The 25,878-nt window shown below is 52.9% G+C and carries 24 protein-coding genes; 20 read left to right on the top strand and 4 right to left on the bottom strand.

Going from position 1 to position 25,878, the window contains the following annotated elements; translation table 11 throughout:
• Positions 1–3: 3 nt before the first annotated feature.
• The 18 genes from GC101_RS06925 to GC101_RS06840 all read left to right on the top strand — a co-directional run bounded on the left by GC101_RS06925 (position 4) and on the right by GC101_RS06840 (position 20,122).
• On the top strand, positions 4–1,386 hold the full coding sequence (locus GC101_RS06925; RefSeq protein WP_171716663.1) for a CCA tRNA nucleotidyltransferase: 1,383 nt from the start codon (positions 4–6) through the stop codon (positions 1,384–1,386).
• Complete coding sequence (locus GC101_RS06920; RefSeq protein WP_171716662.1) at positions 1,376–2,176, top strand: biotin--[acetyl-CoA-carboxylase] ligase; 801 nt, start codon at positions 1,376–1,378, stop codon at positions 2,174–2,176. The genes GC101_RS06925 and GC101_RS06920 overlap by 11 nt, the downstream gene beginning before the upstream one ends.
• Positions 2,177–2,495: 319 nt before the next feature.
• Positions 2,496–3,362, top strand: coding sequence for a 3-methyl-2-oxobutanoate hydroxymethyltransferase (gene panB, locus GC101_RS06915; RefSeq protein WP_171716661.1), 867 nt, complete (start codon positions 2,496–2,498; stop codon positions 3,360–3,362).
• Position 3,363: 1 nt separating this feature from the next.
• Entirely contained in the window at positions 3,364–4,254 is an 891-nt protein-coding gene (gene panC / locus GC101_RS06910; RefSeq protein WP_171716660.1) for a pantoate--beta-alanine ligase, read from the top strand.
• Positions 4,247–4,630, top strand: coding sequence for an aspartate 1-decarboxylase (gene panD, locus GC101_RS06905; RefSeq protein ID WP_171716659.1), 384 nt, complete (start codon positions 4,247–4,249; stop codon positions 4,628–4,630). Before panC ends, panD begins: the two co-directional genes overlap by 8 nt.
• A 114-nt stretch (positions 4,631–4,744) precedes the next feature.
• Positions 4,745–5,386, top strand: coding sequence for a hypothetical protein (locus GC101_RS06900; RefSeq protein ID WP_171716658.1), 642 nt, complete (start codon positions 4,745–4,747; stop codon positions 5,384–5,386).
• A 117-nt stretch (positions 5,387–5,503) separates the two neighbouring features.
• A complete protein-coding gene (gene dinG / locus GC101_RS06895; protein WP_171716657.1) occupies positions 5,504–8,362 on the top strand; it encodes an ATP-dependent DNA helicase DinG in 2,859 nt (952 codons plus the stop codon).
• Between the two features lie 277 nt (positions 8,363–8,639).
• Positions 8,640–9,293 carry a redox-sensing transcriptional repressor Rex gene (locus tag GC101_RS06890; protein WP_171716656.1) on the top strand — a complete coding sequence of 218 codons (654 nt, stop codon included), beginning with the start codon at positions 8,640–8,642 and terminating at the stop codon, positions 9,291–9,293.
• On the top strand, positions 9,280–10,581 hold the full coding sequence (locus tag GC101_RS06885; RefSeq protein WP_171716655.1) for an amidohydrolase: 1,302 nt from the start codon (positions 9,280–9,282) through the stop codon (positions 10,579–10,581). Before GC101_RS06890 ends, GC101_RS06885 begins: the two co-directional genes overlap by 14 nt.
• A gap of 26 nt (positions 10,582–10,607) precedes the next feature.
• A complete protein-coding gene (locus GC101_RS06880; protein WP_246354207.1) occupies positions 10,608–11,129 on the top strand; it encodes a cell wall elongation regulator TseB-like domain-containing protein in 522 nt (173 codons plus the stop codon).
• A 296-nt stretch (positions 11,130–11,425) separates the two neighbouring features.
• Positions 11,426–12,193 carry an aminoglycoside adenylyltransferase domain-containing protein gene (locus tag GC101_RS06875; protein ID WP_171716654.1) on the top strand — a complete coding sequence of 256 codons (768 nt, stop codon included), beginning with the start codon at positions 11,426–11,428 and terminating at the stop codon, positions 12,191–12,193.
• A 628-nt stretch (positions 12,194–12,821) separates the two neighbouring features.
• A complete protein-coding gene (locus GC101_RS06870) occupies positions 12,822–13,364 on the top strand; it encodes a hypothetical protein (RefSeq protein WP_246354206.1) in 543 nt (180 codons plus the stop codon).
• The gene (locus GC101_RS06865; protein WP_171716653.1) at positions 13,357–14,859 is read left to right on the top strand and encodes an AAA family ATPase; all 1,503 of its coding nucleotides are present in this window, start codon (positions 13,357–13,359) and stop codon (positions 14,857–14,859) included. The genes GC101_RS06870 and GC101_RS06865 overlap by 8 nt, the downstream gene beginning before the upstream one ends.
• 132 nt (positions 14,860–14,991) lie before the next feature.
• Positions 14,992–15,864 carry a 3-hydroxyacyl-CoA dehydrogenase family protein gene (locus tag GC101_RS06860; RefSeq protein WP_171716652.1) on the top strand — a complete coding sequence of 291 codons (873 nt, stop codon included), beginning with the start codon at positions 14,992–14,994 and terminating at the stop codon, positions 15,862–15,864.
• Positions 15,861–17,069, top strand: coding sequence for an acetate/propionate family kinase (locus GC101_RS06855; protein WP_042215445.1), 1,209 nt, complete (start codon positions 15,861–15,863; stop codon positions 17,067–17,069). The genes GC101_RS06860 and GC101_RS06855 overlap by 4 nt, the downstream gene beginning before the upstream one ends.
• A gap of 21 nt (positions 17,070–17,090) precedes the next feature.
• Complete coding sequence (gene asnS / locus GC101_RS06850; RefSeq protein ID WP_171716651.1) at positions 17,091–18,386, top strand: asparagine--tRNA ligase; 1,296 nt, start codon at positions 17,091–17,093, stop codon at positions 18,384–18,386.
• A 23-nt stretch (positions 18,387–18,409) separates the two neighbouring features.
• The gene (locus GC101_RS06845; RefSeq protein WP_171716650.1) at positions 18,410–19,177 is read left to right on the top strand and encodes a DnaD domain-containing protein; all 768 of its coding nucleotides are present in this window, start codon (positions 18,410–18,412) and stop codon (positions 19,175–19,177) included.
• Between the two features lie 144 nt (positions 19,178–19,321).
• A complete protein-coding gene (locus GC101_RS06840; protein ID WP_171716649.1) occupies positions 19,322–20,122 on the top strand; it encodes an AAC(3) family N-acetyltransferase in 801 nt (266 codons plus the stop codon).
• Positions 20,123–20,229: 107 nt separating this feature from the next.
• Here the strand turns inward: GC101_RS06840 and proC are convergent, their stop codons facing one another.
• Genes proC through proB form a run of 3 tightly spaced genes read right to left on the bottom strand, consistent with a single transcriptional unit; the run spans position 20,230 to position 23,529 of the window.
• Positions 20,230–21,096 (bottom strand): pyrroline-5-carboxylate reductase, encoded by an 867-nt coding sequence (gene proC, locus GC101_RS06835; RefSeq protein ID WP_171716648.1) that lies wholly within the window; start codon positions 21,094–21,096, stop codon positions 20,230–20,232.
• A gap of 53 nt (positions 21,097–21,149) precedes the next feature.
• The gene (locus GC101_RS06830) at positions 21,150–22,397 is read right to left on the bottom strand and encodes a glutamate-5-semialdehyde dehydrogenase (protein ID WP_171716647.1); all 1,248 of its coding nucleotides are present in this window, start codon (positions 22,395–22,397) and stop codon (positions 21,150–21,152) included.
• A 28-nt stretch (positions 22,398–22,425) separates the two neighbouring features.
• Positions 22,426–23,529, bottom strand: a complete 1,104-nt coding sequence (proB, locus tag GC101_RS06825) for a glutamate 5-kinase (RefSeq protein WP_171716646.1) — start codon at positions 23,527–23,529, stop codon at positions 22,426–22,428.
• A gap of 440 nt (positions 23,530–23,969) precedes the next feature.
• On the opposite strand from proB, the gene GC101_RS06820 reads away from it, so the two are divergent.
• On the top strand, positions 23,970–24,167 hold the full coding sequence (locus GC101_RS06820; RefSeq protein WP_171716645.1) for a hypothetical protein: 198 nt from the start codon (positions 23,970–23,972) through the stop codon (positions 24,165–24,167).
• A gap of 84 nt (positions 24,168–24,251) precedes the next feature.
• On the opposite strand, the gene GC101_RS06815 is transcribed toward GC101_RS06820, so the two are convergent.
• Entirely contained in the window at positions 24,252–25,163 is a 912-nt protein-coding gene (locus GC101_RS06815; RefSeq protein ID WP_171716644.1) for a LysR substrate-binding domain-containing protein, read from the bottom strand.
• Between the two features lie 241 nt (positions 25,164–25,404).
• On the opposite strand from GC101_RS06815, the gene GC101_RS06810 reads away from it, so the two are divergent.
• The gene (locus tag GC101_RS06810) at positions 25,405–25,797 is read left to right on the top strand and encodes a hypothetical protein (protein ID WP_171716643.1); all 393 of its coding nucleotides are present in this window, start codon (positions 25,405–25,407) and stop codon (positions 25,795–25,797) included.
• Positions 25,798–25,878 lie beyond the last annotated feature (81 nt).

Genomic DNA, 25,878 nt, shown 5'->3' with positions numbered 1-25,878 from the left:
GGCATGGAATGGACAATGGCATCATCCGGCATGGCGGAAGCCGCCGGCACCGTCATCACCGGTCTGCTTGCGGGCGGGCATGAAGCTTATTTCGTGGGCGGCTGCCTGCGCGATGAACTGCTGGGCAGACCGGTGCATGACATGGATCTTACCACCTCTGCACTGCCGGAGGAGGTTATGGCCCTGTTTCCGCGCTGTGTTCCTACCGGGCTGGCTCATGGCACGGTTACTGTACTGCAGAATGGTTATAGCTTTGAAGTTACGACGTACCGGACGGAGAGCGGCTATGCCGATCACCGCCGTCCGGAGCACGTCTTTTTTGTGAGCGATGTGAAGGAGGACCTCCGCCGCCGCGATTTCACGATCAACGCCATGTGCTCCGGGCTTAATGGTGCGCTGATTGATCCCTTTGGCGGGGAGCGGGATCTTCAGCTCCGCCGTATCCGCTGTGTGGGCCTGGCGGAGGAACGCTTCGGCGAGGATGCGCTGCGGATGCTGCGCTGTGTGCGCTTCGCCTCCGTGCTGGATTTCGCCATCGCCAAGAATACGTGGCGCGGCCTGATGCGCCAGCGGGATAAGCTGGCGCATATTGCTGTGGAGCGGGTGCGCGCGGAGGTTGAGTGCATCGTAGAGGGCCCGCATCCGCAGCGCGGGCTGGCCCTCCTGCTGCGCAGCGGCCTGCTGCCGCGCGGCAAAGCGCCGTTCCCCTGGACCGGCAGTGACCTGGCGGCAGCAGCCGCCCGTACAGCCGGTCTGGGGAACCTGCAGGACGCCCGCCTGCGGTGGGCGCTCCTGCTGCATGCCCTGGGATCGTCCGCCGCTGCGGCGGATGAGCTCCTGCGGGCATGGACGTTCCCGGGGGCGACGCGCAGCAGCGTCGTCGCCGTACTGCGCGTCCGCGAAGCCTGGGACGCGGCGCTGTCTTCGGTGGCGCCGGATGCTCCAGGCGCCACGGAGGGCCTGCGGCGGCGGTGGATCGCCGCCGTGCTGGCCCACGGCCAGTCAGCCGCCGAAGGGTGGCTGACGCTGCTTGCGGCGGCGGAGGATGCCGCCGCGGGGCCTGTCCCTGCGCCGGATCTGGCGCAGGGTTCTGCGGGCGCGGCTACAGCGCCGCCTGCCCTCAGCCCCGCCGCAGGGCAGCAGCCCGTTTCCGCGACGGTCCAAGCCCGGCTCCTGCGCTCCTGGACCGCAGCTATGCCGCTCCGCAGTCTTGCGGAGCTGGCGGTGACGGGCCACGAGCTTGCAGAATTGCTGCAGAAGCGGCCCGGGCCATGGCTTGGCGTGCTGCTGAACAAGCTGCTGCTGGCTGCTGCAGCCGGCGTCATTGCAAATGATAAACAATTATTGCTGCAGGAAGCACAAAGGATGGATAGAGATGAAGAGTGATGACACGCTGCCGTCCGGCCGTATGAAGCGGGAGGACTTCGTTTCAAGCTGGCCTGGCGAAATCGTACGGATGGATTCGGTGGCGTCTACACAAGAGGAAGCCAAGAAGCTGGCCGAGAACGGTGCCCCTGAGGGCACCGCGATTATGGCCGAGGAGCAGACCGGCGGCCGGGGCAGAATGGGCCGCAAGTGGCATTCCCCGCGCGGCAAGGGAATCTGGATGAGCCTGGTGCTGCGTCCGAATCTCCCGCTGTCCCTGACCCCGCAGCTGACTCTGCTGGCAGGTGTAGCTGTCTGCACGGCGATCCGTGAGGTTACCGGTGTTCCTGCCGGCATCAAGTGGCCCAATGATCTGCTGGCCGGCGGACGCAAAATTTGCGGCATTCTGCTTGAATCCTCCCTTAGGGAAGGCGGCCTTCATTACTGTATCGCCGGAATCGGCATTGCCGTTAATCTGACCCGTGAAGATTACCCGGCTGAACTGCAGGAGGTGGGAACCTCCCTGCTGATTGAAGGGGGCGGCATTCCCGTTGACCGTACCAGGCTTGCGGAAGCGGTGCTGGCTGAGCTCGAATATCTGTACCTTCAATACATAGAGCAGGGCTTCCGGCCTATTCGGGAGCTCTGGGAATCGATGTCGGTAACGCTGGGCCGCCAGGTGTGTGTGAATACGCCGCAAGGCCGCACCGAAGCCATGGCAGTAGGTCTGGATGACAACGGAGGACTGCGGCTGCGCAATAGCGCTGGTGAGATTACCAGCGTGCTGTCAGGGGAAATCGAAATGATCTGAGCGTCAAGACATGCCGCCTTATGTCATATTTTTAGGTGTAATTGTCTGCAGATTTTGTTATAATAGCTTCAGAGGCGGCATCGCTATGGCGAGCTGTACTTAAGCAACTGAACTTTTATAGAGTTGTTTTACCGGATTTACCTTCATAACTGTATGTAACGGTTACGTTGGATTCTGCTCTGAGCCGTAAGGACCGAGACAGAAGGGACGATCGCGAGTGACTCTTTTTTGCCCTTCGGACCTTTTTAGCGGACCATGCTAAAAGGTTTTTTTGTTTGCGCGGTAACGCGTATTTTATGGAAAAGGGGAATGAGAGCTAATGGCAGAGAAACATCCGCTGAATATTATCAAAATGAAAAAAATGAAAACGGAAGGTGTGCCGCTGAGCATGCTGACCGCTTATGATTATCCTTCGGCCCTCCTGGCTGAGGAGGCAGGGGTCGACCTGATTCTGGTAGGCGACTCGCTCGGGAATGTCGTGCTTGGTTACGATACCACCCTGCCGGTTACCATAGACGATATGGTCTACCATACCCGTTCGGTGAAGCGCGGGGCGCAGAACACATTTATCATCGCGGATATGCCTTTTATGACCTATCACGGAAGTGTGGATGAGACCTTGCGCGGAGTGCGCAGGCTGATGCAGGAAGGTCAGGCCCATGCCGTCAAAATGGAAGGCGGCCTTGAAATCTGCAATGCGGTATCCGCTGTAGTTGCCGCCGGAGTGCCTGTTCTCGGACATATCGGCTTGACTCCGCAATCGGTGAATATGATCGGCGGCTACCGGATCCAGGGCAAGGATGCCAAGGATGCACAGCGGCTGATCGATGAAGCGAAGGGGCTTGAAGCTGCCGGAGCCTTCGGCATCGTGCTTGAACTGGTGACGGAAGAAGTGGCCGCTGCCATCTCCAAGGCAATCAGTATTCCGACCATCGGCATTGGCGCGGGCCGCTATTGTGACGGTCAGGTCCTGGTCTTCCATGATGTGCTGCGCTATGCCTCCCCTTACCGGGAGAAACGGTTTGTCAAAACCTACGCCGATGTCGGCAGTCTGATCCGTGAAGGCATCAGCAGCTATGTGCGGGAAGTGAAAGACCGCTCCTTCCCGGCGGAGGAACATGTGTTTAACGCGGATGAAACGGTACTGGAATCCCTATACGGCGGTGCCGGCAAAGGAGCGAAATAAGATGAGAGTAATCAGAACAATTGCACAGATGCGTGAAGCGCTGGAATATATGCGTCAAGGCGGCCATGGGCCGGTCGGTTTTGTACCTACTATGGGTTATCTGCATGAAGGCCATGCCAGCCTGCTGCGCGCAGCAGGTGAGAAGAGCGGCACAGTGGTGATGAGTATATTTGTCAATCCGCTGCAGTTTGGCCCTAATGAGGATTATGCTTCCTATCCCCGCGATGAGCAGCGTGATCTGGCGCTTGCTGAACGCGAGGGTGCGGATATTGTGTTTATCCCTAGTGTTGAGGAAATGTATCCCCAGCCGATCCGCACGGGAGTTTCGGTGTCTTCCCTTACAACACAGCTCTGCGGAGCTTCGCGTCCGGGTCACTTCGATGGAGTGACTACGGTGGTCAGCAAGCTGTTCAATATTGTACAGCCGGATTATGCCTTCTTCGGGCTGAAGGATGCCCAGCAGGTAGCTGTTCTCCGCCGGATGGTAGCGGACCTGAACATGAATGTTGAAATTATCGCCTGCCCGATCGTGCGGGAAGAAGACGGACTGGCCCTCAGCTCACGCAATGTCTATCTAAGCGCTGAAGAGCGCAGACAGGCACTGGTGTTGTTCCGTTCCCTGCGCGAAGTCCGCCAGGCACTGGAGGACGGCAAGGTGAGAACGGTGGATGAGGCCCGGGCGCTGCTGGTTTCAGTTATTTCTGAATCCCCGCTCGCGGTTATTGATTACGCAGAAATACTGACTTTTCCGGATCTGGAGAGCCTGGAAGGCGGCAGTAAGCTGAGTGCTGCCGGCGGAGAGGTCATTATGGCACTTGCCGTGAAATTCGGCAGAACCCGCCTGATCGACAATAATGTATTTATTCCCAAGGAGGCTCACGCTCTTGTTTAGACATATGATGAAATCCAAGATTCACCGTGCTACCGTCACCGAAGCCAATTTGAATTATGTCGGCAGCATTACCATAGATGAGAATCTGATGGAAGCCGCGGATTTGCTGGAGAACGAGAAAGTGCAGATCGTGGATAACAACAATGGTTCCCGGCTGGAAACCTATGTCATCCCTGGCCCGCGCGGCAGCGGCGTTATTTGTCTGAACGGTGCAGCTGCTCGTCTCGTGCAGCCGGGGGATACCGTTATCATCATTTCCTACGCGATGCTGTCATCCGAAGAGCTGGCGGCCCATAAGCCGACCGTTGTATTTGTAGATGCCGGCAATCAGCCGGTGAAGCTGGCGGATCATGAGATTCACGCGACGATTGCCTAAATCCCGTTATTTGAGCCATGTAATCAATGGCAGGGATGAAGACACCCCGACTTGTGAAAAATGAAGTCAGGCAAGCTTAAGCTGACTTCATTATCAGTAAGGGTGGGATGTCCGGTGTTTCAACATTTATTTGCTGAGATGAACAAGATGCTGCAGGAGATCAGTGCTGACTATCCTACTGCGGAGGGTGCCCGCCGCAACGACCTTTTATCCAAATATAATATGCTCCACAGGATCAGCGATGATGTAATGGATGAATGGCTGGCCTTTGCCGAGAAGCTTAGCCAGTTCCGCGATCAGGCTGATTTTCAGCCGCAGCCGGAGCAGGAAATCCCTGAGGAGGAAGCGCCAGAGCTTGCTATGGATGCTTTTGTCAGGGGACAGGGTTATTATAAGCTGCTTATGTACCGCAAATGTATCGAACAGTTCAAGGAAGTCACTGCCCGGCACCCGGACAGTCTGGCTGCCCGGCTGTATCTGGCTATGGCTTATCTGCAGGAGGGTGAAGGGGAGACGGCATGGGGGCATCTGAATCATATGCTCGGCCTCATCCGTGAAACGAAGCTGAAGGCGATGATTTATAATGCGCTTGGCTGCATCAGAGCTTCTCAGGAACGCTTTAATGAAGCAAGTGAGCTGTTCAGTCTTTCTCTGCTGCATGATCCCGCTCTTCCTGAGCCGAATGTTAATCTGGAGGTTTGCCGCAAGCGGGGCGGGAAGCTTCAGTTCGGACAACAGCTGGTCTCGCTTTTATAATTAATTTTCATCCGTTCAAGCGATGTGGCCCTGCTTCACCAGGGGTGTGCATCGCCTTTTTTCGTAACTTCTGTTATGCTGATAAAGAGTCTCAAGTGAAAGGGAATAGAACTTATAATGAAATTTGCCGTGCTTGATTTTGAAACTACGGGAACCCAATCTGTGGGAGAGATCATCCAGGTTGGCCTTGCCATTATAGAGGAAGACAGGTCCATCTCCCGGGTGTATGGTTCCTATGTCAAGCCCGGAGCACCCATTCCTCCTTTTATTACGGGCTTGACCGGAATTACAGACAGTGATGTGCAGGACGCGCCGGAACTTGATGAGATGATGATGGAACTGGTGCCACTGCTCGATGATGTTGTGCTGGTTGGACATAATGTGGCGTTTGATTTTCATTTCTTGCAGAATGCGCTGGACCGCTGCGGCTATTTGCCGTTTCAGGGCCGGATTCTGGATACTATCGATTTTCTCAAAATATGCTTTCCCTCGCTGACTACCTATCAGCTTGGGTCCGTGAGCAGCCATTTTGGCCTTACGCATGAGCGTCCCCATCAAGCGGACAGTGATGCCCTCGCGACGGCGCTTGTGCTGCTGAAATGTCTGGAGGAGCTGGACAACCTGCCTCTCCTGACCATCCAGCGGCTCAATGAGCTGTTCGCCGATGAAGACAGTGACCTCGCCTGGTATTTCGACGGTCTGCAGCGTGAGCGCGAAATGGAGACCTTCCAGCCGGAAGGAGACCTGACCTTCTACCGTCAGCTGGCCCTTGCTGTAGGCGACTGGGCAGAGCTGGCTCCGCCTCGGGAGGAAGGATCTGACAACCCGCTGCAGAATATTACCTTCGGGGAGTATATGGAAGAGGTAACCAAACGTCTGAAGGACACCCTTCCGCAATATGAGAGCCGTGAAGCCCAGGAGCTGATGATCCATGAGGTCATGACGGCGCTTGATCAGGATAAGCATCTGCTGATTGAAGCAGGAACCGGCACCGGCAAATCGCTGGGCTATCTGCTTCCGGCCATTTATCACAGTGTCCGCAGTAATCAGAAGGTCATGGTCAGCACGCATACGATCAACCTCCAGGATCAGCTGCGTGAGCGCGACATCCCTCTTTTGACGAGTGTTGTGCCATTCCCGTTCAAGGCAGCGATCTTTAAGGGAAGAGGACACTATTTGTGTCTCCGCAAGTTTGAACATAGAATTAATAAAAGGGACTTCACAAGTCCCAGGGAAGAAGCGCTTACGGCTGCGCAGATGATGGTCTGGCTGACCCAGACGGAGACCGGTGATGATGAAGAGCTGAACTTAAGCGGGCGCGGCGGTGATTTCTGGGAGACCGTAGCCAGTGATACCGACTCTTGTCTGGGACGCTCATGCCCGTGGTTCCGGAAATGTTATTATCACCGGGCCAAGCATGAAGCCGGGATTTCCGATGTGGTGGTGACTAACCACTCCAAGTTATTCGCAGATGTTAAGGCCGGGCATCAGCTGCTTCCGGCTTACGAGCATCTCATCATTGATGAGGCGCATCATCTGGAGGACATTGCCGGCAAACATCTCGGAATGCAGATGAAATATTTCACCGTGGCGCATACGCTCACCCGTCTGTACAAGGACAGCCGTAGCGGACAGCTGCCTGCCCTGCGCCAGACCCTGCAATCGTCCGGCAGTGAGCAGGCATCGGAATGGAGCGGCGTTATCGACCGGATCTATCCGGATCTGCTTACCGTCAAGGAGTCATGGGATACACTTAGCGACAAGCTCTTCGGCCTGCTGCCTGAACGCAGCGATGCCGGAGCCGGTGAAGCCGGCCAGCTGGTCGCACGCCTGCAGCCGGGCAAGAAGCCCAAAGAGTGGGAGGAGCTGGCCGCTCTGGAGAATACACTTAACCTCAGCCTGAGCGATATCATCCGCAAGGGTGATAAAATGCTTAGTGAGATGCGTGATACGGACAGCCAGTCCTCTTCGGACAGTCTTGTGACGGATATCGGCGGGTTGTTCAAGGACCTGGCCTCCATCCGGGAGCAGATCCGTTTCTTTATGGGGCTGAATGACGAGAATATCGTGTACTGGCTGGAGGGGAGCGGCAATTACCGCGGCAAATCGCTGCAGATGTATGCCGTTCCGGTGGATGTGAGCACCCAGCTCAGAGAGCTGTTCTTCGACAAGAAGAAGAGTATCATCCTGACCTCGGCCACCTTGTCTGTGGATAAGTCATTCCAGTTCATGATAGATAATCTCGGTCTTGGTGAGGCTGCAGAGCAGGGCCGTCTGATGACAGCCCTGCTTCCGTCACCGTTCAAATACCGTGAGCAGGCACTGCTTGTCATTCCACGTGACTTCCCGAGTGTCAAGGGAAGCATTGGGGATGCCCGCTTTGTGGATACACTCGTCCATTCACTGGCAGAAACTGCCGTGGCTACCCGCGGGCGGATGCTGGTGCTGTTCACCTCCTACAAGATGCTGCGCCAGGTCTATGATCCGCTGAAGGAGGCCCTGGTTTCGCAGGATATCACGGTGCTTGGACAAGGTGTAGAAGGCGGCAGCCGGAGCAAGCTGATCCGGCGGTTCCAGGACAGTTCGGCGTCAGTCTTGCTGGGTACGAGCAGCTTCTGGGAAGGTGTAGACATTCCCGGCGAAGCTTTGACCTGTCTGGCCATTGTCAGACTGCCGTTCCAGCCGCCCAATCATCCGCTGGCTGAAGCGAAGTCGGAGCTGCTCCAGGCACAGAAGAAGAATCCGTTCATGAAGTTGTCCGTCCCGCAGGCCGTAATCCGCTTCAAGCAAGGCTTCGGGCGGCTGGTCCGCACCGCGCAGGACCGCGGAATCGTTATTGTATATGATACCAGGGTAATCGAATCTTATTATGGGAAGTATTTCCTGTATTCGCTGCCCGGTCCCAAGATGGAGCATATGCTGACGGATCAGATCGTTCCGCGGATTGCAGAATGGCTTGAAGATGGCGGGGTTTAATAATCCGTCTCCGGTTGATATTATGTATAAGTAATTATTGTTCTGAAGTCCCGCGCTCAAGGGGTGCTGCCCAAACGGGCAGTCCCGGAGCACGGTTCCTATAACCGGCTTATCAAGCAGTATATGCTATCAAACCTAAGTGAATGCTTACGAAGCGAGTTTTGCGAAGTTGAATCAAGAAGTATATGCTATCAAACCTAAGTGAATGCTTACGAAGCGAGTTTTGCGAAGTTGAATCAAGCAGCATATGCTATCAAAACTTTTAGGAGGAGAAAACATGAAATCGGATAAAATATCGGAGGCCGTCGTTCGCAGACTCCCAGTGTACCTGCGTTTCCTGAACGATCTCCAAAAACGTGAAATCTCAACAGTTTCTTCTCAGGAGCTGGGACAGAAGCTTGATCTCAACCCCGCCCAGATCCGCAAGGACCTGGCTTATTTTGGTGATTTCGGCAGAAAGGGCATTGGTTATGATGTCTCTTATCTGATTGAGAAGATCCGGCATATTCTCAAGCTGGACCAGCAGATTAATGTAGCTCTGGTAGGTGCAGGTAATCTCGGCCACGCCTTGTCGAATTACAATGCCTACTTGAAGGATACGATGAAGATTACAGCTATATTTGATGCTTATGAGCCTAAGGTAGGCCAGCAGATCAACTCGTTGACTGTTCAGCCGATGAGTCAGCTGGGGGATACCATCCGTGCACAGGGCATCCGCATCGGGATTATTACCGTTCCGGACAGTGAAGCACAGAACGTTGCTGACATTCTGGTGGATTCGGGCATTGAGGCGATCCTGAATTTTGCCCCTGTCATTCTTAAGACTCCATCCAATATCCGGATTCATGCCGCCGATTTCACTACGGATCTGCAGAGTCTGGCTTATTATTTGCATGACGGAAAGGACGAAGCTGAAGATGAGCAGCAATAAAACCATTATTAAAGACGGACGTTTTCTGGTTCCTGGCAGCGATAAGCCGGTGCTGAGCGGTTATATGACCATCGAAAATGATCTGATTACTTACATAGGTGAAACGAAGCCTGTAATTGAAGAGGATGCCGAGGTTATTGACGGCAGCCGTCTGCTGTTTATGCCGGGTCTCGTCAACACCCACGGCCATGCGGCAATGTCCCTGCTGCGCGGGTACGGTGATGATATGGTGCTCCAGGCTTGGCTGCAGGAAAAAATGTGGCCGATGGAAGAGAAATTCACCGGTGAAGATGTGTACTGGGGCACTTCGCTATCCGTTCTTGAGATGCTGAAGGGCGGAACTACGACCTTCCTCGACATGTATGATCATATGGACCGGGTTGCTGAGGTTACCGAGCAGTCAGGCATCCGTGCAGTACTTATGCGCGGTGTTATTGGCCTGTGTCCGGAAGAGGTGCAGAATCATAAGCTGGCGGAAGCGATTGCTTTTGCCCGGAACTGGCATGGCAAGGCTGACGGCAGAATTACTGCAATGCTCTCGCCGCATGCGCCTTACACCTGTCCTCCGGAGTTCTTCATGAAGTTTGTCCAGGCGGCTCATGATCTTGATCTGCCGATGCACACGCATATGTCCGAAACGCGTCATGAGGTGGAGCAGAATGTGGCCGATTACGGCCTGCGTCCGGTCGCTCATCTGGAGAAGCTGGGAATGTTCACCCGGCCGTCCCTGATCGCCCACGGTGTTCATCTGAATGATGAAGAGATTGAGATTTTGGCCCGCCACAATGTTGGCGTATCCCACAATCCCGGCAGCAATCTGAAGCTGGCCAGCGGAGTAGCCCGTGTTCCTGAGCTGCTCAGAGCAGGCGTTAAGGTCTCCCTGGGTACGGACGGTGCAGCAAGCAACAACAACCTGGATATGTTCGAAGAGATGCGTCTGGCCGCTTTGATTCACAAAGGCGTAAGCGGTGATCCAACAGCAGTACCGGCTCCAGAGGCGCTGCTGATGGCGACCGAATATGGTGCACATTCTATTTTCCTGAACCAGGTAGGCCGGCTTGCAGCAGGGATGAAGGCCGACTTCATTGCGATTGATATTGATCAGCCGCATTTGCTGCCGCATACCGATCTTTTGTCCCATGCGGTATATTCAGCCGTTGCCAAGGATGTGGAGCATGTCTGGGTGAACGGCAAACTGGTTGTGAAGCACAGACAATGTCTGACACTAGATGAAGAAGCCATCCGCCGCAAAGCGCAGGAAACGTTCGAGGGGCTGCTTAAACGGTAATACAGGTTATATGGAAAGGAAGCTGCATGTTGAAGAAGAGGAGAAAATGGCTTCCGCTGGGGATTTCCCTGGTTCTGCTCCTTCTGTTCGGACTAAGCCAGTTTTATGCCTACATTATGAAGGATCAGTGGAACGAGCGGAGTGAAGCCAAAGAGATTGCCAGAGCGCGCGCCGGCTTAACTGAGGTATCCAAAGCACAGAAATCCGTCTGGGATGAAAATGCGATTTACTGGGTGCTTACCGGAAAAAATGATGCAGGAACCGAGCTGATGGTTTGGGTCCGCTTTACCAAGGACGGCCAGCCAGCCGGAGGCGACAACGATTTATACGCAGAGGAGCTCAGCAAGGGGACCTCAGAGGCGCAGATCCGTGATATTATAGCTGCCCAGCTTCCGGGTATTACGATTAAGCGGCTGCTGCCGGGAGTGTATAACGGAGAATATGCCTGGCAGCTGTTCTACAAAAAGGACGGCAGGTTCTATTACAGCTTCTATCGCTTCACAGACGGCAGTGCCATCGGTGAAGGGTATAGCCTGCCCAACCGGTAAGCGGCTGCAGGCAGTATATTACAATTTAAGCGGGGGAAACAGAGTCACTGTTCTCCTGCTTTTTTGTTGTAATGTACAGTTAATTTCAGGTGGAGAACGGCTAGAATTATTCTTGCGCTTGTGGCTCCGGGTTAACTATGGCTTAATTATAACTGTAAAGCTGACGGCTGTAGAGCCGGCTGATGATCTGACAGTATCTTTCCGTATATACGGAAATACATATGATTTGCAATACTTCAATACACAAAATCAGCAGCAGAAACGTTCGTGATTTTGCATACAGGGGGATGAATAAAATGGAAGTTTTGGCTTATTTAGATCAAGCGGTGGAACTGTTCAAGGATGAGCTTGGGACCAATCTGTCAGGGATCTATTTGCATGGTTCGCTGGCTATGGGCTGCTTTCATCAGGATCGAAGTGATATTGATCTGCTGATTGTCGTACATGACAAGCTGCCTGTAGAGGTCAGCAGGAAATTGGCCGGAAAAGTGGTTGCTTATCACGACAGTCTGCCGAACCGGCGCGGGGTTGAGCTAACTATAGTACTGAAGAAATATTTGAAAAATTTTGTACATCCGACGCCTTTTGAGTTTCATTTCTCGGACTTTCATCTGGACCGGTATAGAAATGATGAGCATTATCTGTGCGGCGGGTTTGAGGATGCCGATCTGGCGGCACATTTCGCGGTCGTGTATCAGCGGGGGATTATCCTGTATGGTGAGCCTATACGGGAAGCGTTTCTGCCGGTAGACCGGCAGTATTACCTGGATTCCATTCTTGGTGATATTGGAGATGCACCGCAGAACATTATAAATCTGCCAGTCTACTACACACTGAATCTGTGCCGGGTGCTGTATTATTTGCAGGAAGGATATATATCCTCTAAAAAGGAAGGCGGGATATGGGGGCTGCAGCATTTGCCGGCTAAATATCACGGATTGCTTAAGCAATGCCTGGATGAATATAGCGGAGGGGTAAGCGGCGGCGGATATGATCAGGCGTTATTAATTGATTATGCAGAGTACATGGCCGGCGAAATCAGACAGCACCAAGCTAAAGTGTAAATTCAAACTAACAATGAGTGAAGCGGACTGAGAAGCCCTTATTTCTTCTAAAAAGCCTATTTTGGCATTGAAGCGGACTGAGATTCCGTTATCTTGTTCATTTGAGCCCAAATTGGGATGTAATCGGTCAATTAACGGAACCGGAGTCCGCTTGGCCCGCAAATCCGCCTAATCTGCACAATTAACGGAATCTGAGTCCGCGACAGCGGCAGACCAGCGGCAGACGGATTTTTTTGAAGCATCGACCTTAATAAAGAGGCAAACCAGCTTCAGCTTTGGACCTGGAGGAATTAATACGACTTCCTATGTCCATGTTCATACAAAAGAGAGCGCCGCAGGCATTAATATGCCTACAGGGCGCTCTTTTTCGTTATCCTTGCCGGCAAAGCTAATTCTGTACACTTTTATTGCCGATAAGAAAGATAATCTACTGAAACATCCAGAAATTAGTATCAAAAATTTTAAATATATTCACACTTTTATGTAAAATCGTATATACACCTGTGATATACTACTACTTGTATCAGGACATGCTTAAGAGCATGTCAGTCTCGGAAGGGCGCTAGACACGCTAGATTGGTCATTATTATAGATTTATGTTCGGTCATTTTTGAGAGGAGGACGTTTCTTGAAACTGCGTCTTATGCCTGTACTGCTAACGTCTCTGCTGTCCGCTGCATTGTTATTCGGTGGCTGGTATTCGTACCGCCAGTTCGCTGTACAGGAGCCGCTGCAAAAACTTGTATCATCCTATGAGGGAGTGAAGGATTCCCATATTAGTATTAAACGCAATGAGGTTACTTTGAAACTTGATTTGCAGCCGGGCACGAAATTACGTGAGCTCGTGCAGTATGTATCCAAAGAGGGCAGCTCAGCTATCAACGGCCGGACGCTCAAATTGGATGTCGAACAGAACTCCAGCGCTTTGCTGGATGAGTATTGGGATAAAGCCATGTTCTCTGTTGCAGAGGCGATGGAGAGCCGGAAGTATACATTAATCCCTGCCAAGCTGGATGGTCTGAAGACGCAAGACAGCAAGTACAGCGGGGTTATAGCAACAACGGAAATTGATGACAACAATGTGTATGTGAGTCTGAGCAACGGTACAGAGAGTAAGTTCATCATTCTGCCGCGTGCGGCGGCTACGATGGGAGTGTGGAACAATGCCTAAGTATTGGAAAGAGGTCCTGGCCGGATTTGTTCCGGTCATGCTGATTTTTATGGTTTTTGTCGGGATTAACATTTTCCCTGTCATTATTGCATTTGGCATGGTCGCTGCCCTCCTGTTTATTGCCCACGCACGCGGCGGTCTGGCGGTAAATGCAGGCGCAGATAAGAAACGCAAGAAGAATGGGCCGTCCAAGCTGACTTTTGAAGAAATCGGCGGCCAGGACAACGCTAAGCAGGAGCTGCGGGAAGCACTGGACTTTCTGATCCGGCATGAAGAAATCAGCAAATTCGGGATTCGCCCGCTGAAGGGGATTCTGCTGACAGGGCCTCCGGGAACCGGTAAGACGCTGATGGCCAAGGCTGCGGCACATTATACCAACTCTGTTTTTGTAGCGGCATCAGGCAGTGAGTTCGTGGAAATGTATGTGGGAGTCGGTGCCGGTCGCGTCCGTGATTTGTTCAAGGATGCCCGTACCCGTGCGCTTAAGGAAAATAAGCAAAGCGCCATTATATTTATTGATGAGATTGATGTCATCGGCGGCAAGCGTGAAGGCGGGCAGCAGCGTGAATACGACCAGACGCTTAATCAGCTGCTGACCGAGATGGACGGGATCTATAACAATGAAGCCCCGCGCATTCTGCTGGTAGCAGCAACGAACCGCAAGGAAATGCTGGACTCCGCACTGCTGCGTCCGGGACGTTTCGACCGCCACATTCAGGTGGACATGCCGGACAAGAAAGGCCGCAGGTCGATTCTCGATCTGCATGCCAAGAACAAACCGCTGCATGAAACGGTAAGCTTGGATAAAATCGCCGAGGAAGCTTATGGCTTCTCAGGTGCACAGCTGGAAAGCGTGATGAATGAAGCGGCGATTTACATGATGCGTGAGAATCTGACCCAGGTAGAGCAGCGTCATCTCTCGATGGCGATTGATAAAGTCATGATGGGTGAGAAGACGGACCGGGAAACGAATCATGAGGAGAAACAGCGGGTAGCGATTCATGAGCTGGGACATGCTATTATGGCTGAGCTGCTGCGTCCGGGAAGCGTTAGCCAGGTTACCCTGACTCCGCGCGGACAAGCTCTAGGGTATGTAAGACATAATCCGCAGACCGAGCAGTATCTGTACACGAAGGATTATCTGGAGAATCAGATTATGATTGCCCTGGGCGGAGCAGCTGCCGAAGAGATGTATTACGGCGGACGCAGTACCGGTTCACGCGGAGACTTTGACCAGGCGCTGAATATTGTCGAAACAATGATGAAATCGGGACTTACCTCCCTCGGGATTGCGAATCTGCAAATGGTAACCACTGAAGAGCTGATGAAAGAGAATAGTAAAATACTGGATGAGCTGATGGTCCGCACGAATGACCTGCTGAATAAGCAAAGAAATGTATTTGATTACTCTCTTGACATTTTAATGAAGGAAGAAGTTCTCTCCGGGGAGCAATTTCGTTGTCAATTTCGTGACAGTGTCCTTTTACCGGCATAATTCTTTATGCCGGTTATTTTTTTTTACTTTTCAGACATGCTAAGATATCATTATATGTCGGGCTACATATTTTTTTCGACAGACAAGGTACAATACAAAAGTATAGATACCTGAAAGGATGGAGACTTTTAAATGAATTTTAAAAAGATCGGTGTCATCGGCGGTGGCACAATGGGACAAGGGATTGCTGAAATGCTGGCAGCCAAGGGCCTGGATGTAATGCTGGTGGAGAAAACTGCAGACAGACTGAACTACTCCTACGAAATGATCGAGACCAGTCTCGACAAACAGCTGGAGAAATGGGCCATTACCCAGGCGGAGAAGAAACTGATTCTTAGCCGTATTCAAAAAGTGACACATTTTGCTGAACTGAGCTCCTGCGATATGGTCATCGAGACCATCGTTGAAGATCTGGAAGCGAAGCAGAAGGTATTCAATCAGCTCGATCAGGTGTGTCCGAGCCACATTATCCTTGCCAGCAACACGTCAACTTTAAGTTTGACTGAGCTTGCAAGCTCGACAATGTATCCGGAACGCGTAATCGGCATGCACTTCATACATCCTGTAGCGAAGGTTGATCTGGTTGAAATCGTGCGCGGACTGAAAACTTCCGAAAGCACCTTTGAAGATACCAAAACCTTTGTTGATGAGATCGTTGAGAAAAAAGGCGTAATGATCTATGAATCCCCGGGATTTGTAACCTCACGCCTCATTTGCCTGTTCATTAACGAGGCTATGCATGTGCTGCAGGAAGGTGTCGCTTCTCCTGAAGATATTGATGACGCTATGCGCATTGGCTACCAATTCCAGAACGGACCGCTTGAAATGGCAGACCGTTTCGGTCTGGATTCCGTTCTTGCTGCACTTGAGAACATGTTCCGTGAATACGGCGAACTCAAGTACCGTCCTTCCACGATTCTTAAGAAGATGGTACGTGCAGGACAACTAGGTGCGAAATCGGGCGAAGGCTTCTTCAAGTATGACAAGGATGGTGACCGTGTATGAATATCTTAGTTATTAACTCCGGCAGTTCTTCATTGAAATACCAGCTGTACAATATGACAGATGAATCTGTACTGGCCAAAGGTCTGGTAGAACGTATCGGGATGGATTCCTCCATTCTGAACCACAAGCCAACCGGCAAACAGGAAGTAACTGAAGTAAGCGAAATTCTTGAACACAACACAGCAATCCGCAAAGTGCTTGCTTGTCTGACTGACAAGGAACATGGCGTAATTGCTTCCACCGACGAGATCAATGCCGTAGGGCACCGCGTAGTACACGGGGGGGAATTCTTCAAGGCTTCCGCACTTGTAGATGCAGATGCGAAGACGAAGATCCGCCAGTTGTTTGACCTTGCGCCGCTGCATAACCCGGCTGCTATGATGGGGATTACAGCGACTGAAATTAATATGCCTGGTGTGCCTCAGGTAGTTGTATTCGATACTGCCTTCCACCAGACGATGCCTGAGAAGGCTTATATGTATGCCATTCCGAGAGTGCTGTACAACAAATACAAAGTCCGCCGCTACGGCGCGCACGGTACTTCCCATGATTTCGTCAGCAAAGCTGCTGCAGATTATCTGGACCGTCCGCTGGGCGAACTGAAGATTATCACTTGCCACATCGGTAACGGTGCCAGCGTGACTGCAGTTGCTGGCGGCGTATCGGTGGATACTTCCATGGGTATGACTCCCCTGGAAGGCCTTATGATGGGTACACGCAGCGGTGACCTTGACCCGGCAATTGTTCCTTATGTGATGAACAAGGAAGAGCTGTCTGTCGGTGAAGTGAACTCCATGCTGAACAAGCACAGCGGACTGCTGGCTATTTCTGGCGTTAGCAGTGACATGCGTGATATTATTGACGGTGCGGAGAAAGGCGAGGCTAATTCTACGCTTGCTTTTGAAATGTACGAGTACCGTTTGCGTAAATACATCGGTTCTTACGCAGCTGCCATGAACGGCGTAGATGTAATCGTGTTTACTGCCGGTGTGGGCGAGAATGCTTCCCTGCTGCGTGAAAAAGTACTGAACAATCTTACGTTCCTCGGAATCGAACTGGATGCAGAAGCTAACAAGGTCCGCTCCGGCGATCCGCGCCGCATCTCTACGGCTGGTTCCAAGGTTCAGGTGCTTGTGGTTCCGACAAACGAAGAGCTTGTCATTGCACGTGATACTTACAGTATTGTGCAAGGAATTAACGGCTAAATTAGAGGAGAGATCTTAGGCATGGCTAACAAGAGTGTAATCAAGAAGGTGAATGAGCATGTTGGAGAGAGTGTTGTTATCGGATGTTGGGTTAACAACAAGCGCTCCAGCGGCAAAATTCAGTTCCTGCAGCTTCGGGATGGTACAGGCTATATCCAGGGCGTTGTGGTGAAATCGGAAGTGCCTGAGCAGGTCTGGGATGATGCCAAGAGCCTTACCCAGGAAAGCTCACTGTATGTTACCGGAATTATCCGTGAAGAGCCCCGCAGCCAGTCAGGTTATGAAATGACGGTTACAGGTATAGAGGTATTGCATCTTACTGAGAATTATCCGATTACGCCCAAGGAGCATGGTGTTGACTTCCTGATGGATCACCGTCATCTCTGGCTGCGTTCTTCCAAGCAGCGGGCAGTAATGGTGATCCGTGCGGAGATTATCCGTGCGGTTCAGCAGTTCTTCAATGAGAGTGGATTCACGAAGGTTGACCCGCCAATTCTGACTCCAACGTCAGCTGAAGGTACGACCAACCTGTTCCATACGAAGTATTTCGAAGAGGATGCGTACCTGACCCAGAGCGGACAGCTGTACATGGAAGCCGCAGCAATGGCTCTCGGACGCGTATATTCCTTCGGACCTACCTTCCGTGCGGAGAAATCCAAAACCCGCCGCCACTTAATCGAGTTCTGGATGATTGAACCGGAAATGGCGTTCACGGATCATGAAGAAAGCTTGCGTGTGCAGGAAGATTTCATCAGCTTTGTGGTGCAGTCCGTACTTACGAACTGCCGTGCTGAGCTGGAGGCGGTTGGCCGCGATGTCTCGAAGCTGGAGAACATCAAAGCGCCGTTCCCGCGTATTTCCTACGACGATGCAATCAAGTTCCTGAACGAAAAAGGCTATGAAATCGCCTGGGGCGATGATTTCGGTGCACCTCATGAAACGGCTATTGCCGAAATGAGCGACAAGCCGGTCTTCATTACCCACTATCCGGCTTCGTTCAAAGCCTTCTACATGAAGCCGCATCCTGAGCGTCCGGAAGTGGTGCTGTGCGCGGATATGATCGCTCCTGAAGGCTACGGTGAGATTATCGGCGGATCACAGCGTATCGACGATCCGGCGCTGCTGGAAGCTCGTTTCAAGGAACATAATCTTTCGATGGATACCTACAAATGGTACATGGATCTCCGCACATACGGTTCCGTTCCTCACTCCGGCTTCGGTCTGGGGCTGGAACGTACTGTGGCCTGGATTTGCGGTCTGGACCATGTACGTGAAACGATTGCCTTCCCTCGTACGCTGTACCGTCTTTACCCGTAAGGATGGGCAAAGGGGGCTTAAGTATGGACGGAAAAGGATGGAATACCTGGGGCGAAGGCGTAGCCTTCGGCCTGGAGAACGGAATGGCCGTCATTCCTTATGCACTCTTGAAATATTACCGGAAGCTGAATCTGACCGGCAGTGAGGCAATGCTGCTGATTCATCTGCTCTCGTTCCGGCAAGTGGAGGGGATTGATTTCCCTTCGCTTGAGGAGCTGCAGGCCGTAACCGGACGCAGTATCTCGGTTATTGCCGGAGAGCTGCAGAAGCTCATGAAGGAAGGATTCATCAGCATCGACGGAGACAACGATGAGCTGCGCGATATCCATTATGAGCGCTACAACTTCTCCGGACTGTACGGCAAGCTCGGTGCTTATCTGGCCGAAGTCTCGCAGGAGAATTCGCAGGAGAAGCGCAGCCGTACTGAGAGTGAGCCGGGTTCCCGGGCTGCCGCCCATTATTCCGGGTCACCTGCACCGGAGGGCGGTTATGGCCGGCCGGCCGTACCGGGTGGCACCGAAGCAGAGGAGAGCCGTAACCTGTTCAGTATTTTCGAGAAGGAATTCGGCCGTCCGCTGTCTCCGATGGAATGTGAGTCCATTTCCGGCTGGGTGGATGAGGACCGGTATCCTGAGGAGCTGATTCTGCTTGCACTGAAGGAATCAGTCTTCGCCGGGAAAGTTCATTTCCGCTATATTGACCGCATTCTGCTGGAATGGGCCCGCAACCGGGTGAAGAATGCCCAGGATGTCAAAGCCTATTCCCAGAAGTTCCGCAGCGGCGGAAGATGAAATCATAACGTCACCATGCCTGTCAAAGAATGAATTGAATTCAAGGGCACTGCTTTCCAGGGTATACCGGAGACAACCCCGCAGCTTACTGCGGGGTTGTTTTTTTTGTATTATTTATTGAGTTCAGAAAAGGGAGTGGAGCGTATGACCGAACGTAAAGAACCCAGGCAGATTCTTACGAAGGAAGAGCTGGTGGAACAGTTAAGGGCCTGCGGGATCAAGGAAGGACAGAGCTTGATAGTACATGTATCCCTTAGCCGTCTGGGTTTCGTGATTGGCGGGGCGGAGACGTTAATTCGTGCGCTGCTGGAGCTTGTCGGTGTGAACGGCACCCTGATGATGCCTTCGCAGACCTGGAAGAATCTCGATCCTGAGACCGGGGTGCACTGGGAAGAGCCTGCGGAGTGGTGGCCGCTCATTCGTAAGCACTGGCCTGCGTACGACAAGGAAGTTACTCCGGCGATCGGGATGGGAGTAGCGGCAGAAATGTTCCGGAAATGGCCGGGAGCCGTCAGATCGGACCATCCGGCCCGTTCTTTTGCCGCGCTCGGCAAACATGCGGAGTATCTGGTGAAAGACCATGATCTGAGCAATATCTTTGGCGCCGGTTCACCCCTGGACAAATTGTATCAGCTGAATGGGCATATTCTTCTGATTGGCGTAGGCTATGACAAGAATACATCGCTGCATCTGGCCGAGACCCGTGCTGACTATCCGGGGAAGCAGATGGTTAATGAGAGCAGTGCAGTTCTGGTGGAGGGTGTCCGCAAGCGGGTAACTTACCCGACACAGGCAGTAGATGATAGTGATTTTGTCCCATTGGGGCAGGAGTATGAGCAGGCGGTGAATCTGCAGATTCACCGGGCCGGGAATGCAGAGGTAAGATTAATGGAACTCAGGTCATTGGTGGATTGGGCAACGGTTTGGATGGAGCAGCATAGGTAGGGGGAAGGCAGACAAACAAATAGCCCGCAGCTGCTTCGGGGGAAGCAACTGCGGGCTATTTGCTGTGGAACTGGGGATAATAATGGACATGTACTAATCCTAAAGAATTATTGCAGCTCTTTCTCCAAAGCCGATCCCATTTCACGGGAACGCTCGGCACAGCGGTTAACGGCAGCGATGACCGTTTCGAAAAAATCTCCGCGTTCCAGCACTTCAATCGCGGCTTGGGTAGAGCCGTTCGGCGAGGTGACCTTCTTGCGGAGCGCGGCAGGTTCTTCACCCGTCTGCTGCACCATCCGGGCAGCTCCCAGCACGGTCTGAACCGTAAGCTCGCGGCTCTGCTCAACCGGCAGTCCGCCGCGGATGCCGGCGGCAATCATGGCCTCCATCATGTAGTAGATATAAGCCGGTCCGCTGCCGGAAATCCCTGTTAAGGTTTCCATCCGCTCCTCATCAATAACGGCCGTTAACCCGACAGCTTCGAAGATATTAAGGGCTGTGCGGCGGCCCGGTTCGTCAACCTCCTTGGAGAAGGCTATGCCGGTTGCACCCAGGCCGATGGAGCTGGAGGTGTTAGGCATCGAGCGGACTACAGGCTGCTGTGTACCCAGCAGACCTTGCATGGTGCGGATCGTAAGTCCGGCAATCACGGAAATTACGAGCTGATCCGGCGACAGCAGCGGGCCCAGGTTACGTAATGCTTCTGCGGCATCCTTGGGTTTCATCGCAAGCACAATTACGGGTGCTGTACGCAGAGCTTCTGTTTTTTGTTCGGGATCATTGAAGCCCAGAACGCCATAACGGCTGCGCAGCTCGGCCAGACGTTCGCTGCTGCTGCGGTTTAGCATGATGATTTTGCCGGATTCCACTACGTTCCGGGCGATCATTCCGCGCACAATTGCCTCAGCCATCGAGCCTGCGCCATAAAAAACGATATTATGATTAATAAGTGGTATGGATGGTTGCTGACACATGGCTGGTAGTCCCCCTAAAAAGTTATGTTAGCTTATGAAGCATGGATACTTGATTATCCCCTAATCTGGCCGGAGCCATGGATAATATACTTGCTTGAAGTCAGCGCAGGCAGCCCCATCGGGCCGCGGGCGTGCAGCTTCTGGGTGCTGATCCCGATTTCGGCACCAAAGCCGAATTCGAACCCGTCAGTGAACCGGGTGGACGCATTATGATATACAGCGGCGGCATCCACTTCCTGCAGGAAGCGGGCAGCATTATCGGCATCCTCTGTCACAATGCACTCAGAATGTTTGGTACTGAACTCGGCGATATGCCCGAGAGCCGCTTCCAACGTGTCCACGATTTTGACATTGAGAATATAGTCATTGTATTCCGTGGCGAAATCCTTCGATGTAACCGGCAGAGCCCAAGGGACAAGAGCGATTGTAGCCGGACAGCCGCGCAATTCCACATGGACACCGCGGAAGGCCTCTGCCAAAGCCGGCAGATGACTGGCCGCGAAATCACGGTGAACGAGCAAAGTCTCCATAGAGTTGCAGACAGAAGGCCGCTGCGCCTTCGCATTCAGGCTGATCCGCTGCGCCATCCCGGGTTCGGCAGTGGCATCCAGATAAGTATGGCATATGCCTGCACCTGTTTCAATTACCGGTACCGTGGCATTAAGCACGACATTCTGTATCAGTGAGCTTCCGCCGCGTGGAATGATGACATCCAGCAGGCCGTTCAGCTTCAGCATTTCATCTACGGAGGAGCGGTTGGGATCTTCGATCAGCTGCAGGGCATCAGGCGGCACTGCTGTACCCGCCAGTGCGCGGTGTAGTACCTCTGCGATCGCACGGTTCGAGGACAGGGCGGACGAGCCGCCGCGCAAGACCACGGCATTGCCAGTTTTGAGACACAGGCCCGCAGCATCAACGGTTACGTTCGGACGGGCTTCATAGATGATACCGATAACGCCAAGCGGAACGCGGACCTTTTCGATAAAAAGGCCGTTCGGGCGTTCGATGGTTTCCAGATTGTCACCAATCGGATCAGGCAGCACGGCGATTTGCTGCAAGCCCTCAGCGATGCTGTCAATCCGGCCTGTATCCAGTGCCAGCCGGTCGAGCATCGACTCCGGAGTGCCGCTTAGCCGGCCGCGCTCCAAGTCCTCAGCGTTGGCGGCAATAAGGTAATCCGCTTCGGCGCGTAGGGCTGCGGCCATAACAAGCAGAGCTTCATTCTTCTGGCCGGTAGTCAAGCTGGCGAGTACCCCTGTGGTCGCTTTGGCCAGCGTCGTTTTGTTTACCACTTCACTCATGACGATTCCCCCTAAAAGTTTTGTTGGCTTAACGCAGTGTAATCCATTCGTCGCGGTGGATAACCTCGAGCCGGTGCACCTCACCGAGCCTTGGGACAATCTCGCGGCTGGGAAGCCCCTGGATGCTGCGGAGCTGGGTATCATCATAATTGACGATGCCCCGTCCAAGCAGTTTGGCATCCGGGCCGAGTACTTCTACGACATCTCCCGAATGGAAGCTGCCCTCGATTCGTCTGACCCCGACCGGCAGCAGGCTATGGCCTCCATGGAGCAAAGCTTCTACCGCGCCGTCGTCAACGTACAGGGAGCCCAGCGGGGTGGACATGAATCCAAGCCATTGTTTCTTGACAGGCAGGGAGGAGAGGGTCGTGGCAAAATATGTGCCTTTGCCTGTACCTTCAGCTGCAAGTGAAAGATCACCAGGCTCCGTAACTCTGCCTACAAAGACAGGAACGCCTCCCCGGGTGGCAATCTTGGCAGCATCGATCTTCGAACGCATGCCGCCAGTACCTACGCTTGAGCCTGCGCCGCCTGCAATAGCATAGATCTCCGGTGTAATCTCTTCTATATGCTGATACCGGACCGCATCCGGATGCTTGCGCGGGTCCCCGCTGTAGACGCCATCCATATCCGTCAGGACCAGCAGCCGCGAGGCCTTCAGGAGATTGGCGACCAGCGCCGACAGGGTATCATTATCACCGAATTTCAATTCGTCTACCGATACAGTGTCATTCTCGTTGAACACGGGTACAGCGCCCAGCCGGAGCAGCTCCTCCACAGTCATCATGGCGTTGTTCATGGCGCGGCGGCTGCAGAAGTCCGTACGGGTCAGAAGAATCTGTGCGGTAGGAATACCGTGCCCGGCAAAGGCCTCCTGGTAAGCCTGCATGAGCATAACCTGTCCTACCGCTGCTGCGGCCTGCTTCTCGTGCAGCAGCTTGGGGCGGGACGGGTAACCGATGGCACGGAATCCGGCCGCCACCGCTCCTGAGGTAACCAGCAGGACTTCACAGCCTTGCTTGCGGAGTGCGGCAATCTCGGCGGCGAAGAAGGCGACCGCAGACCGGTTCAATCCGCCCTCAGGGCCGCTCAGTGAGCTGCTGCCGATTTTGACCACGATTCTTGTCGTCATTGTCTTTCACTTTCCTCTCCAATTTCAATCGCTGTCAGCCCGAAAATGACAAAAAGCCCCCATCCTTAGACTTAGCAAAGGACGAAAGCTTGGTTAACTTCCGCGGTACCACCTTCATTGATGAGGGTTCATCCGACTTCATTCTCGTAACGGGAGTATCCGTCCTGCAGGGCAGGCCGCTCGGGGGTAGGATTCGGAATGGACATCCGCGGTAAATTCTCCCAGCCTTCCGGAATTTACTCTCTGCACGCGAATCATAGTCAATTCTTACTGGTCCCGTCTGCACGTTTCACTATTTGTCATTTAGAATACCATGGGAAAGCAGGGTTTGCAAAGAGCCGTCCGGCGAATTTTTTGGGATGGAGGGAAGCGAATTTAATGTTTGACCTTCAGGGGGACGGGTAAAGTATTTATAATCTGTTACCAGGAGGTGGATTGATTTGAGTAAGAGCGCTAATGTCCAGCAGGAACAGAATCAAAATGCCAAAGAAGCCGCCGAAATTCAAAACAAGGCGATCAGAGAATTTGTCGAGGATAAAGCCGGAGATTCCCGTACTAAAGGACCGGTTGATGAGAGTACAGCCCGTCTGCCGGATGATCAGAACCGTCTGATCACGCAGCATAATTTGCGCAAATAAATAATTGCTCCCCCGAGAAAATACAGCAAATGCCCATCCGGCTTCAAGACAGGAGCCGGATGGGCATTTGCATTTTTCTGCTGTTTATTCGTCCGCCAGTCCGGCAACCGTTGCTTTGAAGGTTTCAATGAAAGCTTCGGCGGCCCGGGATAAGTAGCGTCCGCGCCGGTAAGCGACCACCAGGGTACGGCTGGGTACCGGATCAGCCAAGGGCAGGTAGACAGGTACGAATTCACTCCGCGGAGCACGAGCGATGAAATGGGGCACCAGCGTTACCCCCATACCGGTGGCTACAAGTGACTGAACGGTCTCCATATTATTGCTTTCAAAAACAATCTGCGGCTCAAAACCGGCTTCACGGCAGAGTTCAACGGTCATTTTACGGAAGCCCTGACCTTCTTTGAGCACGATAAACGGTTCATTCTTAAGCTCATGCAGTGAGGTGCGGATACCCTGAGCACTCCGCGCTGCCAACGGATGCTCAGGCGGGACCGCCAGATCGATCCGTTCCTCGCCAAGCACCTCATAGGCCAGAGTCGGAATCTCCAGCGGCAGGGAGAGCAGGCTTAGATCCGTCTGGCCGCTGGCAGTCAGCTTCTCCAGATTCATAGAGGAGTCCTCCAGCAGGGTGATTTCAACCTCGGCATATTTGCTTTTGAATACCGGCAGTACATGCGGCAGCAGATGCGCACCGGTGATCGGCATGCTGCCAACCACGACCCGTCCGGTCCGCAGCTGGGAGATATCGGACATTTCCTGGCGCAGCAGCTCCACGGCATCAATGATCGCCTGGGCCTGCTCAACAAATTTCTCCCCGGCATGGGTCAGCTCAACGGAGCTGGTATTACGCTGGAAGAGAAGAACACCCAGCTCTTTCTCCAGTTTGGAGAGCTGCTGGCTCAGTGAGGGCTGGGCGATATGCAGCTTGTCTGCTGCACGTGAGAAGTTTCTTTCTGCAGCGATCTGAAGTGTGTATTGCAATTGTCTGAGTTCCACGGACAGGCTCCTTTAATATAAAGAATGGATATCTGTCTATAAGTATAACCTATAGATATCTGATTTAGTATAGGTATATGTTTGACAACCAAAAGGGTGGTGTGCTTCAGCGGGTTGATATTCTTACATAATTTGCATATTAAATATCTTTATTTTGAACATAAGTATATACTTAAATTATTCTTCAGGAGCCCTTATGCATGCTCTAGGCATACGTTCTTCGAATAAACGGGGGTGTATTATGGGCGTGCTGGCAAGATTAATACAATCATTTGACGAGCTCGAAGAACAGCTGGGGTATTTCATTCATAATAATTCGGCCATCGAGCCATTGGATGAGAAGCATGACTATCTATACGGGGAGACGGGCTTCTGGTCTAAGCCACAGCCTCATCAGGCCTACATGCAGAAGCATGTGCTGGCGGATTACCTGCAATTAACCGCTCTCTGCAGCCAGGTACTCGTCAATGTCAAAAGCGAACATTATCACAAGTTCGAGCGGAGCACGGCTGTCGTACTCAGTCATATCAGGCAGAACACACTGCTTCCGAGCAGTACACTGGAAGATGTTTTTAATGAGATTAAGCTGGAAATAGACGTTCAGCGTGGAATCATTGCGGGTACGTATCAATAAGGAACAGCAGAAGCTTAAAGAGTAAGAATCAGCATTAGGCTTTTGTGCTGCAGGCGTGCGCTATAGGATGAACCTATAAGT

This window comes from Paenibacillus phytohabitans (assembly GCF_013141775.1).
Classification (GTDB): domain Bacteria; phylum Bacillota; class Bacilli; order Paenibacillales; family Paenibacillaceae; genus Paenibacillus_AQ; species Paenibacillus_AQ phytohabitans.
Note: the sequence above shows the minus strand (reverse complement) of the source record. Positions and strands in the feature narration are given on the sequence as shown.